A 13845-nucleotide genomic window follows, 5' to 3' on the forward strand; every position below is an offset into this window, starting at 1 on the left:
AACTAATCGTTGTAAAATTAACGATATAAAAAATGCTAATGGAGTAACAATGAACAAAAGTTTTATCACCAATTTGCTCGCTGTCTTGTGCGTAGTTATAGGCTACCTTTTTAACCACGCTATTGTGTTATCGGTGGGGTTATTTGCGCTATCTGGTGCTGTCACAAACTTATTGGCTGTTCATATGTTATTTGAAAAAGTACCTTTGTTATATGGCTCGGGTGTTATTGCTCTAAAATTTGAAAGTTTTAAAGTGGCTATTCGTAATTTAATTTTGACTGAGTTTTTCTCCGAACAAAAAATTAATAACCTACTTAGCAAAGCACAACCTAATATCGACTTTGAGGGCATTATTACTAAGGTTGATTTAAACCCTGCATTCGACAACCTACTTCAAGTAATAGAGCAATCTCAGTTTGGCAGTATGTTAGGTATGTTTGGTGGCACAGCGGCTATAGAGCCAATGCGAGAAAAGTTTATTGAAAAAATGCAGCTATCACTTGCGCAAATTAGCCAGACAGACGATTTTAAAGCGCTAGTAAACGATACGTTATCGCAAGGGAATAGCGCACAAAGCTTACATGCTACGGTACTTAAATTAGTTGATGAGCGCTTAAATGAACTCACCCCTAAAATGGTTAAAGACATTATTCAAACTATGATACGTGAGCATTTAGGCTGGCTAGTAGTATGGGGCGGTGTGTTTGGCGGTTTATTTGGATTAATTGCGGCCGTTATTTAATAAATTAAACCTGCTTACAAAGCAGGCTTAATTTTGCGTTAACACCATACTATTTTGGCCCTGTGATGATTACTTTTTCTGGGTTGTACGATTTAGCTAAGTCTTTAATTGATGTGCGAGTACTGGTATCAATATTTAAATAATTTGCGCTTTTATCAAGGTTATACAAAGTAACAAAATCGCCCATTGATAAGTTATTACAGTGCAGCTTTTTGCTCATTACCGCTTTGCTTATATTTAAATCGCGTGATGCTTTACGTACTACGTACGATTTATTTGCTGCAACAGCCATACAAGCCTGTGTACCTGGCGATGAATCGGCCGCGACAAATTGGGTGGCTAATGCTGGTTTTGCAATTAGTAAAGTTGCGCCTAGTACCATAGTTGTGCATAAAGTAGCTTTTAACGTGTTCATAATTAGTCCTCATTGTTTGTGGTTCAGCTTTATTATTGAGCGATTTAAACTAAAAAGCTGTTAACCAAACGCAACAAGGTGTAAGCAGGTATGTTTAAAAATACACACTTAAGCTAGGTGACTGAATTTAAGCCCTAATAAATGTGTTTTTTGACACACTTAGGCAAAATTATTTTATAGCTACTGACATATTTTCTCAGCCTGCTATTATCGCCCCCATTATTTACGCGCTTAATTTTTAGGAGAACCAGTGAGCAAAACGTTAGCCAGCTATTACCAGCAAGCGTATGCCTGCGAGCACAAGCATTTTAATCAATGTTTTTATTGTGGATGCGAAGCCACAGAGCGCGATCATTGCCCGCCGTTACATATGCTACAGAGCATTATTGATTTAGGCGAAGAGGCCGACTTTGTCTCTATTGCCGCGTGTTATGAGTGCCATGCCTTATTGCATAATGAAAGGCTAATGACGATAGATGAGCGTTTTACAAAACTTAAAAAAAAGCTCTCTAATAAGTACGCTAAGGCGCTGCGTGTTTATAACATGTGGGAAGAAAACGAATTAAGTGAAATGAGTGACGAATTTGCGCACAGCATTCAAGCGGGCATGAAATTAGGTAAAGAGGCATCTGAGCGTTTAGCGTTTACAGGCTTTACATATGCCACCGAAGAAGCCCGCGTGACCGTACGTGAAAAAACCAAAGAGTTTGATGTAGAAGGCACCGTTTTTACAGACTTCAAAGACGCGTTAAATTACTGTATTAACGTACTTAAAGTTCAAAAAAGTGACTTTTATAAAATATTGGTAGAGGATTATAACGGCGACTTTAATAGAGCTCTTAGCCAGTATCGTCATCGCCATGATAAAGTAACAGCAGCAAGCGATGGCAATACATTAATTAAGGATTTTGCTAAGCAACATAAGCAAAACTCAGACTTTGTAACTCGCACCGTAAAACACTTTATAAACAAAGATCCATCGCTTACAACCGAAGGCGCACTTGAAAAGCTGTATAACAATTATATAAAAAAATAATTACAGCCGTTTAACTCATTTAATCGCTTTTTTACCTGTTTTTTTAGCTTTATTACGCCGCTTTAGCTAAAGTAGCAAAAAAACAGGAGAACCTAACAACATGCAAAAATTTGCTCCCTCATTGTTAGCAGTTGGTTTAGCTGCTGCCCTTGTTGGCTGCCAAGAAAACGGCCCACAAGATGCAAAAATCACCATTAATAAAAACCCATACCCAAGCACCTACACACCGCTTGCAAGTAAAAGCACACTAATTACCAATGCAACAGTACTAACTGGCACTGGCGAGCGCTTAGATGACGCCGATGTGTTACTTGTTGATGGTAAAGTACAACAAGTAGGTAAAGACTTATCGGCCAATGCAGATGCAACCATTGATGCACAGGGAAAATGGGTTACCCCAGGTATTATTGACGTACACTCTCACTTAGGTGCTTATCCAAGCCCATCGGTTGAGTCTCATCAAGACGGAAACGAAATGACCAGCCCAAATACTGCTGAGGTGTGGGTAGAGCATTCGGTATGGCCTCAAGATCCTGGTTTTAACCGCGCGCGCGAAGGCGGTATTACTTCACTACAAATTTTACCAGGCTCAGCTAACTTATTTGGTGGCCGTGGCGTTACACTTAAAAACATTCCTGCGCATACCATGCAAGCAATGAAATTCCCTGATGCGCCTAATGGTTTAAAAATGGCCTGTGGTGAAAACCCAAAACGCGTATATGGTCGCCAAGGTACTTTGCCTTCAACCCGTATGGGTAACATGGCCGGTTACCGTATGGCATGGGCAGAAGCACAAGAGTACAAACGTGCATGGGATAAGTACGACGCCGATTATGAAGCAGGTTTAAACCCAGAAGCACCAGTTCGCGATATTAAGCACGATACTCTTCGCGCGGTCATTGAAGGTGAAGTGTTAATTCATAATCACTGTTATAAAGCTGAAGAAATGGCGATGATGATCGACCTTTCAAAAGAATTTGGCTATCACGCAGGTACGTTCCATCACGGTGTAGAAGCTTATAAAATTGCAGATTTATTGGCTGAAAATGGCTCGTGTGCTGCACTTTGGCCAGATTGGTGGGGCTTTAAAATGGAAGCCTACGACATGGTTCAAGAAAACGTAGCTATTGTTGATGCGGTAAAAAATTCGTGTGCCATTGTGCATTCTGACTCAGACACCACTATTCAGCGCTTAAACCAAGAAGCGGGTAAAGTAATGTACCGTGCAAACGAAAATGGCTTTGATATTTCGGAGCAGCACGCGATTAAGTGGATCACCTCAAACGCGGCTAAATCATTAGGTATTGAAGATAAAACTGGTTCGCTTGAAGCAGGTAAGCAAGGTGATGTGGTTATTTGGAACCAAAACCCATTTAGCGTTTACGCAAAAGCTGAACAAGTATTTATTGATGGCGCAAAAGTTTACGATAGAAACGATAGCGCATTTCAAGCACAAAGTGATTTTATGTTAGGTCAACAATAAGGAGCCCAGAATGAAAAATTTATCACGTTCGTTTTCGCTATCTCTGGTTGCTGCCGGACTATTAGCCTCAGGTGCAGCCAATGCACAATCGCTTGCTATTATTAATGCTACGCTGCATACGGCAACCGAGCAAGGCGTTTTAGAAAACGCCAGCATTGTTATGGATAACGGTAAAATTACCGCTATTAATCCACAGCAAGTACAAGCAGATAAAGTTATTGATGCAAATGGGCAAATTGTAACCCCAGGTTTTATTGCTAGCATTAATCAACTTGGCTTAGTGGAAGTAAGTGCAGTTGCAGGCTCACGCGATGCAGGCGAAGAAAAAGCAGGCATTGATTTTGATGTAAGCCTTGCTTATAACGCTCACTCAAGCCTTATCCCGTATGCACGTAAAGGCGGTGTAACCCGCGATGTAATTACCCCGCATGGTGGCGATAGTATTTTTTCGGGCTTAGCAAGCGTTGTTGATTTAAGCGGTGATTTACAAGGCGACATACAAAAACAAGCTGCATTAGTGGTTTATTTAGGTGAGCGCAGTAAGGGCTCGCGCGCATTTACATTGCAAACGCTAATTAATAAGCTTGAAGAGCACCAAACAAAAGCAGCTAAAAAGCCTAAAAAAGACGACGACAGCACCCCAAGTACTGAAGATAAAGTAATGGTTAAAGTACTTAGCGGCAATATGCCACTTGTAGTGGGTGTATCTCGTGCGGCTGATATTATTGAGCTACTTAAAGTTAAAGAGCAATTTGGTATTAATTTAGTGCTCAATGGCGCACAAGATGCTGTTGTTGTTAAAGAGCAGATTGCTAAAGCGCAGGTACCAGTAATTATGAGTGCTATGGATAGCTTACCTTCAAGCTTTGACTCTTTACATGCCAGTTTAGATAACGCAGCCGCGCTTGAAAAAGCTGGGGTAAAAGTTATTTTAACTGTGGGTGGCGATGCCAGTCATAATATTTATCAACTTCGATTTGATGCAGGCAATGCCGTATCATATGGGATGAGCCAACAAGGCGCATTAGAGGCCGTTACATCTAATGTGGCGAGTGTGTTTAATATTAATGCCGGCAGCATTGAAGTTGGTAAAGCCGCTGATGTAGTGATGTGGAGCAACGACCCGTTTGAGCTAAGCTCGCACGTTAGTAAAATGATTATTAACGGTGAAGAAGTATCTACGCAGTCGCGCCAAGATAAACTGCGTGAGCGCTATACCACTGAATCATCTATGCCGCGTGCATATACAAAATAATTAATATAGCTTTAATTATCCAAAATTCAGGTTAATTATTAAAGGCACAAAAAAACCGCTTACTTTAAACGTAAGCGGTTTTTTAATTTAATCTAAAATTATACTAATTTAGATAAAATTTCGTTAAACGTTGCACTTGGGCGCATTGCTTTAAACGCTGCATCATCATTTGGTTGGAAGTAACCACCAATATCCATTGAAGGACCTTGTGCATCGTTAAGCTCGCTTACGATTTGCTCTTTTTGCGTTTCTAAATCGCTCGCAATTTGTGTAAATTGCGCTTTAAGCTCGCTGTCTTCGTCTTGCTTAGCCAGCTCTTGTGCCCAGAATAAAGATAAGAAGAAGTGAGAACCACGGTTATCAATTTCTTTTACTTTACGTGAAGGCGACTTGTTTTCAGCTAAGAACGTACCTGTTGCTTTATCTAGTGTGTCAGCAAGTACTTGTGCTTTTTTGTTGCCTGTATTCACGCTTAGGTGCTCAAGCGAAGCCGCTAGTGCTAAAAACTCGCCTAACGAATCCCAACGTAAGTGGTTTTCTTTTTCGAACTGTTGAACATGCTTAGGTGCTGAACCACCTGCGCCAGTTTCAAATAAGCCACCACCGTTCATTAGTGGCACAATAGAAAGCATTTTAGCACTGGTACCCAGCTCTAAAATTGGGAATAAATCTGTTAGGTAGTCACGTAATACGTTACCCGTTACAGAGATAGTGTCTTTACCTTCTTTAATACGCGCTAATGAAAACAAAGTTGCTTCAAGCGGTGCTAAAATTTGAATGTCTAGGCCATCAGTATCGTGATCTGGTAAGTATTTGTTTACCTTTTTAATAAGCTCTGCATCGTGAGCACGGTTTTCATCTAACCAGAAAATAGCAGGCACGCCCGTAGCACGTGCGCGGTTTACAGCAAGCTTAACCCAATCTTGGATTGGTGCGTCTTTAACCTGACACATTCTCCAAATATCGCCTTGCTCAACAGTGTGCTCAAGTAATGTTGTGCCATTTGCATCAACAACACGAATAGAACCATCCGCTTTTGCTTCAAACGTTTTGTCGTGAGAACCGTATTCTTCTGCTTTTTGAGCCATTAGGCCTACGTTTGGTACGCTACCCATAGTGGTAGGATCGAACGCGCCGTTTTCTTTACAAAAATCAATTGTAGCTTGGTAAACGCTTGAGTAGCTACGATCTGGGATCACAAAGCTAGTGTCTTGTAGTTTACCGTCGTTGTTCCACATTTGACCGCTTGAACGAATGGCAGCAGGCATAGACGCATCAATGATCACATCGCTTGGAACGTGTAAGTTAGTAATACCACGGTCAGAATCAACCATTGCAATAGCAGGACGCTCAGCGTAAACCGCTTGAATGTCTGCTTCAATTTCTTCGCGCTTAGCATCATCTAATGTTTGAATTTTAGAATAAACGTCGCCTAAACCGTTATTTACATCAACACCTAGCTCTTCAAAAAGCTCGCCGTGTTTAGCAAATACGTCTTTGTAGAAAACTTTTACCGCATGACCAAAAATAATTGGGTCAGATACTTTCATCATTGTCGCTTTCATGTGAAGCGAAAATAATACGCCTTTTTCTTTAGCTGCATCAATTTCTGCTGCTAAAAACGCTTGTAGTTTAGCTGCGCTAATGCGCGATGCATCAATTACTTCGCCAGCAATTAGCGGCGTGCTTTGTTTAAGTACAGTCACTTCGCCATTAGTCGCTACGTGCTCAATACGTACATCAGTTGCTGCATCAACAGTTACAGATTGCTCAGAACCAAAGAAGTCACCTTCGCTCATGCTTGCAACGTATGATTGTGAGTCTTTGCTCCACGCACCCATTGAATGAGGGTTATTGCGTGCATATTCTTTAACAGAACCTGGTGCACGACGATCTGAATTACCTTCACGCAATACTGGGTTTACAGCACTGCCTTTAATTTTGTCGTAAGTGGCTTTAATTTTAGCTTCTTCATCATTTTTAGGCTCAGCAGGGTACTCTGGTAGTGCGTAGCCTTTTTCTTGAAGCTCTTTAATGACAGCGCGTAATTGCGGTACAGACGCACTGATATTTGGTAATTTGATGATGTTTGCTTCTGGTGTTTTTGCTAGTTCGCCAAGCTCTGCAAGCGCATCGCCGATGCGTTGCTCTTCAGTAAGGTAATCAGCGAAGTTTGCAATTACACGACCTGCTAATGAGATATCGCGAGTTTCAACTTCAACACCTGCCGCATTTGTATAGGCTTGGATAATTGGTAGCAACGAGTAGGTTGCTAGCGCCGGAGCTTCGTCCGTTTTAGTGTAGATAATTTTTGATGTCATCATCATTCCTAGATAGTAGGCCGCAGTGGCCGTATTCAACAATGCAAAGAAACTCATTAGCGCATGGTTGCGTTAACAAGCAGTTTGTTAGGTGTCGGTACTCTTAATATGCCAAAAGGCAGAATAGTCACACCTGACTAACTGATTTTTATAGGTTGCAAAGTACACGTATTTTAGCCGCGTAAAAGCATAAGCTAAAATGTAACCGCGTAATTTAGCAACAAGAGTGTAACAAGCTTGTTTAAAAAGGGCTAGCGCTTGCGCTTTTGAACAGCCTTAATTAGCAGGTAACTGTTAGAACATTGGGGTATATAAAATAAAATCAAGGAAAAGGGTTGAATTTAGCGTGTACAGGAGCAATTTAGTAATAAGAAGAGAGTTGAATGGTAAGTGGGGAATTAAGCGAGGATCTAAATTAGGTCGCTCGCTTTAGTCGAACAAATTTTTGATCACTCTAAAATGTCGCCGTTAGGCGCAATGTTTTTAGCGTGTAAGCCCTTAGGGCCTTGTTCTAGCTCGAATGTTACATCCTGACCAGCTTTAAGTGTCTTATAACCGTCCATTACAATCGTTGAGTAATGAGCGAAAATATCATTCTCGCAGCCGTCTTCTACGATGAAACCAAAACCTTTGGCGTTGTTGAACCATTTGACTTTACCACAAGCCATACTTCTACATCCTTCTATAAGTTGACTAATTTAGTTATTCTAAACCGTATAATTTGCTAGACTGACTAAGGATTAATCAATCTACTTCTGACTGTAGTTTATTTGGCCAGTCAGTCAAGTGTTTTGTGGTATTTTTTTAACATTTAATTTATTTTTTATTCAAGTTTGCTTGAGTTCTAAAGACAAGACTATATTTAATTATGAGTGGTATGAAAGATTCAGGTGTCATCGACACAGTTCGCGATAGTGAAAAGCAAAAGCTGCAGCCACCGCGAAAATACAAAGTTGTTTTAAATAACGACGACTACACGCCAATGGACTTTGTAATAGAAGTTCTAATGACGTTTTTCAATATGGATAGCGATAGAGCAACTGATGTGATGCTACAAGTTCACGAAAAAGGTAAAGGGATATGCGGTGTATTTAGCGCAGATGTAGCCCATACCAAAGCGGAACAAGTTAACCGTTATGCACGGGATAACGAGCATCCACTGCTTTGTAGTTGTGAGCAGGAATAAATACCAATTAGGTGATCAATCATCTCATTGTTGTGGTATAAAATAATTATCTCAGTAAGGGGTTGCCAATGCTAAACAAAGACTTAGAACTAACGTTAAATGCCGCGTTTCGTGAAGCGCGTACACGCCGCCATGAGTTTATGACGGTAGAACACCTTTTACTTGCGCTTTTAGATAACCCTTCAGCAGGCGAAGCGCTAAACGCCTGCGGTGTTGATATTTCTGGTTTAAAAACCGAACTATTAGAATTCATAGACGAAACCACACCGGTTATTCCCGATTTAGAAGAAGAACGCGAAACCCAACCAACACTGGGCTTTCAGCGCGTGCTTCAACGTGCGGTTTTTCATGTTCAATCATCTGGTAAAAACGAAGTTACAGGCGTTAACGTGCTCGTTGCTATTTTTTCTGAACAAGAAAGCCAAGCGGTTTATTTACTTAAGAAAAGCGATATTTCTCGCTTAGATATAGTGAATTTTATTTCTCATGGAATTTCTAAAACGGATGATGAGTTAGGAGATGACACTGACGATATTCATGAAGAAGTACAAGAGGTTCAAAACGAAGAGGCAAGTAAGTTAGATAGCTTTACCACTAATTTAAATGCCCAAGCCAAAGACGGTAACATTGACCCATTAGTAGGGCGCGACAGCGAAGTAGAGCGCACCGTGCAGGTTTTATGTCGCCGTAAAAAGAATAACCCGCTGCTTGTTGGTGAAGCAGGGGTAGGTAAAACAGCCATTGCAGAGGGCCTTGCGTATCGCATTGTTAATGAACAAGTGCCTGAAGTAATTGCCGATGCTGTTGTTTACTCGCTTGATATGGGCGCATTGCTTGCCGGTACTAAGTACCGCGGCGACTTTGAAAAACGCTTTAAGAGCTTATTAAAAGAGTTACAAGCAAAACCTAACTCAATTTTATTTATTGATGAAATACACACTATTATTGGTGCAGGTGCTGCATCGGGTGGTGTTATGGATGCCTCTAACTTACTTAAACCGCTGCTTTCAAGCGGGCAGTTACGTTGTATGGGCTCAACCACTTACAATGAATACAAAAATATTTTTGAAAAAGACCGTGCGTTAGTACGCCGATTCCAAAAAATTGATGTACTTGAACCAAGTGTGGCCGATACCACTAAAATTTTAAATGGTTTAAAAGAGCGTTACGAAGAACACCATGGTATTCGTTACACGCAAAAAGCATTAAAAGCAGCTGCTGAGCTAAGTGCTAAATACATTAATGAGCGTCATTTACCTGATAAAGCCATTGATGTGATAGATGAAGCCGGTGCCAACCAGCGTTTGCAGCCAAGTTCTAAGCGCAAAAAAACCATTGGTGTATCAGATATTGAATCGATTATTGCTAAAATGGCACGTATCCCAGCTCAAAGCGTGTCATCGACCGATAAAGAAACGCTTAAAAATCTTGATCGTAATCTTAAAATGTTGGTGTTTGGGCAAGATCAGTCTATCGACGCGTTAACATCTGCGATTCGTTTATCTCGCTCTGGGCTTGCAAACGAAGATAAGCCAGTGGGCTCGTTCTTATTTGCGGGGCCAACGGGTGTAGGTAAAACCGAGGTTACTAAACAGCTCGCTAAATGTATGGGCGTTGAGTTTATCCGCTTTGATATGTCAGAGTACGTTGAGCGCCATGCAGTAAGCCGTTTAATTGGTGCGCCTCCTGGGTATGTTGGTTTTGAACAAGGCGGCTTACTTACCGAAGCCGTTATTAAAAACCCGCATGCAGTTGTATTATTGGATGAAATTGAAAAAGCCCATCCAGATATTTACAACATATTACTGCAAGTAATGGATCACGGTACGTTAACCGATAACAATGGTCGTAAAGCTGACTTTAGAAACGTAGTGGTGGTTATGACAACCAATGCCGGCGTGCAAGAAACTACACGTAAATCGATTGGCTTTACCGAGCAAGATCATACGCACGATGCAATGAGTGAAATTAACAAGGTATTTTCACCTGAGTTTAGAAACCGCTTAGATAATATTATTTGGTTTAACCACCTTGAAAAAGACGTTATCTTGCAAGTGGTCGATAAATTTGTAGTTGAGTTGCAAGCACAATTAGATAAGAAGTCAGTTAACCTTGAGCTGACCTCCAAGGCTCGAGAGTGGTTAGCAGATAAAGGCTACGATAAAGCAATGGGTGCACGTCCAATGGCACGTGTTATTCAAGATGAGCTTAAAAAGCCATTGGCTAACGAAATACTCTTTGGTGAACTGGTTGATGGCGGTACAGTTAAAGTATCAGTTAAAGATAAGAAAATTAACTTTGACTATGAAAGTAATTTAACACCCGCTTAAATAAGTGTATTCACTTATAGTACCCATCCGCAAAATAAATAACTTAATTATGCGGATGGGTATATAAACTAGCCTGCGCGATACGCGTGGGCTTTTTTGTGCTTTTTTATAGGCAACAAAAAACCCAGCAAAAGCTGGGTTTTTTGTTTATTAAATGTAATTGCTAGTCAGTACCATCAATTACATTTAATAAACGCTTTAAGCTAGTTATTCACTAGCCAAAAACTAAATCTCGTTTACGCACTTAGCGAGCACGGAATACGATACGTCCTTTCGATAAATCGTAAGGAGTCATTTCTACCGTTACTTTATCGCCGGTTAAAATACGGATATAGTTTTTGCGCATTTTACCTGAAATATGAGCCACAACTACGTGACCATTTTCTAGCTCAACTCGGAACATTGTATTTGGTAAAGTATCAAGGACTGTCCCTTGCATTTCGATTACGTCTTCTTTCGCCATGTTTAGCGTAACACCTCTTTAATAGTTAAACGCTGCAGATTTTGCCCAAAATACGCCAATAAGTAAAGGCGCAGCGGGCATTTTTGCAAATTAAATAGCCAACCACTGGTCATTAACGTGTTTTTGCGCGGGTAAAAACTGAGTTTTGTATTTCATTTTGGTGCATTCATCGATTTGGTAGCCCAAATACACAAATTCTTTATTTTGCTGTTTGGCAAATTCGAGCTGCTGTAAAATCATCACAGTCCCTAAACTGTAGTGCTCAAAGTCGGGATCGAAAAACGTATAAATAGCCGAAACAGCGTTATCCATGCAATCTGTTACGGCCACTGCAACTAAAGTGTCTTGGTGCCAAAGCTCAATAAACGTTATTTCTAACCAGCTACAAAATAAAAAACTTTGAAACTGTTCTAAATTAGGCGGAAACATAGTGCCATCGCTGTGGCGCATTGAAATGTATTTACTATAAAGTGGGTAATATTCTTCGCGCTTAGCTTGTGTGTATTTAACTTCAAAGTTTGCTTTTACTTTATTTAGTTTTCTTTTTTGTGACTTTGAAGGGGTAAACTCTTGGGCTAACACGCGCACCGAGTTACAAGCGCTACACGAAGGGCAGTGCGGTCGATAAATTTGATTACCACTGCGCCTAAAACCGAGCGATAAAAGCATCTCAAATTTATGCGTGCTGTAACAGGTTGGGTCAAGTATTACCAATAATTGCTCTTGCCTGTCAGGTAAATAGCTACAAGCAAACTCTTGGCTAAGGCCAACGCGTGCAGGAATGTGTTCACTCATAAATTGCTGTTAACTCCTGTGGTTGCCACATGGTTGAGTTGAGGGTGTAAGCATTTGCTCGTTTAAGTTTAGTCAAAAATTCTGAGCGAGGGATCACTTTTGCGCCTAAAGAGGTTAAATATGGGTTTTCTAGTTGGCAGTCAATAAAATGTGCGTTATGGCGTTTTAACCAATTAACTAACGCCCACATGGCCAGTTTTGAGCAATTAGTTTGATTATGAAACATCGACTCGCCACAAAAAACGCCATTTTGCATAATGCCATACAGCCCACCGGCAAGTTCGCCGTCTTGCCATACCTCAACACTATGCGCAATATTAGCGTCATGTGCAGCAATATAAGCGCTTAACATGTCGTTTGTTATCCATGTGCCTTCGGTGTCTATACGTTGCTCACAGCACGCTTCTATCACCTCAGCAAAGGCATTGTTAACAGTTACTTTAACAGGGTGTTTTTTTAAATGTTTACGCAAGCTTTTACTTATATGAAAGTCATTTAGCTCTACAATGCCGCGTTCACTTGGCGACCACCACATAATGGGCTCACCTTCGCTAAACCATGGGAAAATACCCATTTTATAGGCATTACTTAAGCGCTTTACAGATAAATCGCCGCCTATGGCAAGCAGTCCATCGGGGGAGGTAAGTGCATATTCGGGATTTGGAAATGCTATATCGGTTTCACTTAGTTGGTATAGCTGGTTTCTCATAGAGGGCTTAACTTATTAATTATCATAAAAGTGTAACTATATTTTAGGCATAAAAAAAGGCTGAACTAACAGCCTTTATTAATTTTGTAGCGTTTATAGGTTATCTAAGAAACGCTCTGCATCTAGGGCTGCCATACAGCCTGTACCTGCAGATGTAATTGCTTGACGGTAAATGTGATCAGACACATCACCTGCGGCAAATACGCCAGGTACGCTTGTTTGTGTAGCGTTACCGTTAAGACCAGACTCAACCACTAAATAGCCGTCTTTCATTTCTAGTTGGCCTTCAAACATGTCGGTGTTTGGCTTATGGCCGATAGCAATAAACACACCCGCTAAATCAAGCTCTTCGGTAGCATCAGATTGCGTATCTTTAATGCGTACACCAGTTACACCCATGTCATCGCCAAGTACTTCGTCTAGCGTTCGGTTGTAGTGCATTACTACGTTACCATTTTGCGCTTTTTCGTTAAGACGATCAGCAAGGATTTTCTCACTGCGGAAGCTATCACGACGGTGAATAACGTGTACTTCATCCGCAATGTTAGATAAGTAAAGCGCTTCTTCTACAGCAGTGTTACCACCACCTACAACGGCAACTTTACGCCCTTTATAGAAAAAACCATCACACGTAGCACATGCAGATACACCACGACCTTGAAAATTAGTTTCAGACTCTAAGCCTAAGTATTTAGCCGATGCACCAGTGGCAATAATTAATGCATCACACGTATAAGTACCTTGGTCGCCAGTAAGCGTGAACGGGCGCTTAGACACATCTACTTTATTAATGTGGTCAAACACAATTTCCGTTTCAAAGCGCTCAGCGTGCTCTTTCATACGGTCCATTAATGCAGGGCCTGTTAAACCGTGCGCATCGCCTGGCCAGTTTTCAACTTCAGTTGTGGTCGTTAATTGGCCACCTTGTTGAATGCCGGTAATTAAAACAGGGTTTAAATTTGCACGTGCTGCGTATACTGCGGCAGTGTAACCCGCAGGGCCAGAGCCTAAAATTAGTAACTTAGAGTGTTTTGCTTCAGTCATGATCTTTTCCTAAACGTTTAATACTGAACTTAATGGCTTCGATTCTAAGAAAAACAAGGCACAAGT

Annotated in this window: 13 protein-coding genes; 6 read left to right on the top strand and 7 right to left on the bottom strand. The window is 40.9% G+C overall.

Translation table 11 applies throughout. The features are described 5' to 3' along the window. The first annotated feature begins 49 nt into the window (after nt 1–49). A complete protein-coding gene (locus NQT65_RS01540) occupies nt 50–742 on the top strand; it encodes a DUF445 domain-containing protein (protein WP_256850333.1) in 693 nt (230 codons plus the stop codon). A gap of 49 nt (nt 743–791) precedes the next feature. On the opposite strand, the gene NQT65_RS01545 is transcribed toward NQT65_RS01540, so the two are convergent. Continuing rightward, complete coding sequence (locus NQT65_RS01545) at nt 792–1157, bottom strand: DUF3718 domain-containing protein (RefSeq protein WP_054982616.1); 366 nt, start codon at nt 1155–1157, stop codon at nt 792–794. Nucleotides 1158–1407: 250 nt separating this feature from the next. Here NQT65_RS01545 and NQT65_RS01550 point away from each other — a divergent pair, with 250 nt between their 5' ends. The 3 genes from NQT65_RS01550 to NQT65_RS01560 all read left to right on the top strand — a co-directional run bounded on the left by NQT65_RS01550 (nt 1408) and on the right by NQT65_RS01560 (nt 4931). Then, nucleotides 1408–2193, top strand: coding sequence for a hypothetical protein (locus tag NQT65_RS01550; RefSeq protein WP_126007257.1), 786 nt, complete (start codon nt 1408–1410; stop codon nt 2191–2193). Between the two features lie 100 nt (nt 2194–2293). After that, nucleotides 2294–3676, top strand: coding sequence for an amidohydrolase (locus NQT65_RS01555; protein ID WP_004586758.1), 1383 nt, complete (start codon nt 2294–2296; stop codon nt 3674–3676). A 10-nt stretch (nt 3677–3686) separates the two neighbouring features. Next, entirely contained in the window at nt 3687–4931 is a 1245-nt protein-coding gene (locus tag NQT65_RS01560) for an amidohydrolase family protein (protein WP_126007255.1), read from the top strand. Between the two features lie 98 nt (nt 4932–5029). Here NQT65_RS01560 and NQT65_RS01565 read toward each other — a convergent pair whose 3' ends face one another. Then, nucleotides 5030–7252 carry an NADP-dependent isocitrate dehydrogenase gene (locus NQT65_RS01565; RefSeq protein ID WP_256850334.1) on the bottom strand — a complete coding sequence of 741 codons (2223 nt, stop codon included), beginning with the start codon at nt 7250–7252 and terminating at the stop codon, nt 5030–5032. 449 nt (nt 7253–7701) lie between these two features. After that, nucleotides 7702–7920: a cold shock domain-containing protein CspD gene (gene cspD / locus NQT65_RS01570; RefSeq protein ID WP_004586755.1), complete on the bottom strand. Its 219-nt coding sequence runs from the start codon at nt 7918–7920 to the stop codon at nt 7702–7704. Between the two features lie 209 nt (nt 7921–8129). Here cspD and clpS point away from each other — a divergent pair, with 209 nt between their 5' ends. Beyond that, on the top strand, nt 8130–8438 hold the full coding sequence (gene clpS, locus NQT65_RS01575) for an ATP-dependent Clp protease adapter ClpS (protein ID WP_004586754.1): 309 nt from the start codon (nt 8130–8132) through the stop codon (nt 8436–8438). 68 nt (nt 8439–8506) lie between these two features. Beyond that, nucleotides 8507–10768, top strand: a complete 2262-nt coding sequence (clpA, locus tag NQT65_RS01580; protein WP_004586753.1) for an ATP-dependent Clp protease ATP-binding subunit ClpA — start codon at nt 8507–8509, stop codon at nt 10766–10768. Nucleotides 10769–11012: 244 nt separating this feature from the next. On the opposite strand, the gene infA is transcribed toward clpA, so the two are convergent. From infA to trxB, 4 genes are all read right to left on the bottom strand, one after another. Continuing rightward, nucleotides 11013–11231: a translation initiation factor IF-1 gene (gene infA / locus NQT65_RS01585; protein WP_002962494.1), complete on the bottom strand. Its 219-nt coding sequence runs from the start codon at nt 11229–11231 to the stop codon at nt 11013–11015. Between the two features lie 90 nt (nt 11232–11321). Continuing rightward, nucleotides 11322–12026 (bottom strand): arginyltransferase, encoded by a 705-nt coding sequence (locus NQT65_RS01590; protein WP_054982611.1) that lies wholly within the window; start codon nt 12024–12026, stop codon nt 11322–11324. Next, nucleotides 12019–12735: a leucyl/phenylalanyl-tRNA--protein transferase gene (gene aat, locus NQT65_RS01595; RefSeq protein ID WP_138684626.1), complete on the bottom strand. Its 717-nt coding sequence runs from the start codon at nt 12733–12735 to the stop codon at nt 12019–12021. Before aat ends, NQT65_RS01590 begins: the two co-directional genes overlap by 8 nt. A gap of 93 nt (nt 12736–12828) precedes the next feature. Beyond that, nucleotides 12829–13779, bottom strand: coding sequence for a thioredoxin-disulfide reductase (gene trxB, locus NQT65_RS01600; RefSeq protein ID WP_024033489.1), 951 nt, complete (start codon nt 13777–13779; stop codon nt 12829–12831). Nucleotides 13780–13845: the final 66 nt, after the last annotated feature.

Source organism: Pseudoalteromonas agarivorans (assembly GCF_024518735.1).
In the GTDB taxonomy this organism is placed as follows: domain Bacteria; phylum Pseudomonadota; class Gammaproteobacteria; order Enterobacterales; family Alteromonadaceae; genus Pseudoalteromonas; species Pseudoalteromonas atlantica.

What these genes read in the sequence shown, in the direction of transcription:
- aat (WP_138684626.1), bottom strand. Translation starts at nt 12,735, where the DNA reads ATGAGAAACCAGCTATACCAACTAAGTGAAACCGATATAGCATTTCCA.
- trxB (WP_024033489.1), bottom strand. Translation starts at nt 13,779, where the DNA reads ATGACTGAAGCAAAACACTCTAAGTTACTAATTTTAGGCTCTGGCCCT.
- NQT65_RS01555 (WP_004586758.1), top strand. Translation starts at nt 2,294, where the DNA reads ATGCAAAAATTTGCTCCCTCATTGTTAGCAGTTGGTTTAGCTGCTGCC.
- NQT65_RS01545 (WP_054982616.1), bottom strand. Translation starts at nt 1,157, where the DNA reads ATGAACACGTTAAAAGCTACTTTATGCACAACTATGGTACTAGGCGCA.
- NQT65_RS01560 (WP_126007255.1), top strand. Translation starts at nt 3,687, where the DNA reads ATGAAAAATTTATCACGTTCGTTTTCGCTATCTCTGGTTGCTGCCGGA.
- cspD (WP_004586755.1), bottom strand. Translation starts at nt 7,920, where the DNA reads ATGGCTTGTGGTAAAGTCAAATGGTTCAACAACGCCAAAGGTTTTGGT.
- NQT65_RS01590 (WP_054982611.1), bottom strand. Translation starts at nt 12,026, where the DNA reads ATGAGTGAACACATTCCTGCACGCGTTGGCCTTAGCCAAGAGTTTGCT.
- NQT65_RS01540 (WP_256850333.1), top strand. Translation starts at nt 50, where the DNA reads ATGAACAAAAGTTTTATCACCAATTTGCTCGCTGTCTTGTGCGTAGTT.
- clpS (WP_004586754.1), top strand. Translation starts at nt 8,130, where the DNA reads ATGAAAGATTCAGGTGTCATCGACACAGTTCGCGATAGTGAAAAGCAA.
- infA (WP_002962494.1), bottom strand. Translation starts at nt 11,231, where the DNA reads ATGGCGAAAGAAGACGTAATCGAAATGCAAGGGACAGTCCTTGATACT.
- NQT65_RS01565 (WP_256850334.1), bottom strand. Translation starts at nt 7,252, where the DNA reads ATGACATCAAAAATTATCTACACTAAAACGGACGAAGCTCCGGCGCTA.
- clpA (WP_004586753.1), top strand. Translation starts at nt 8,507, where the DNA reads ATGCTAAACAAAGACTTAGAACTAACGTTAAATGCCGCGTTTCGTGAA.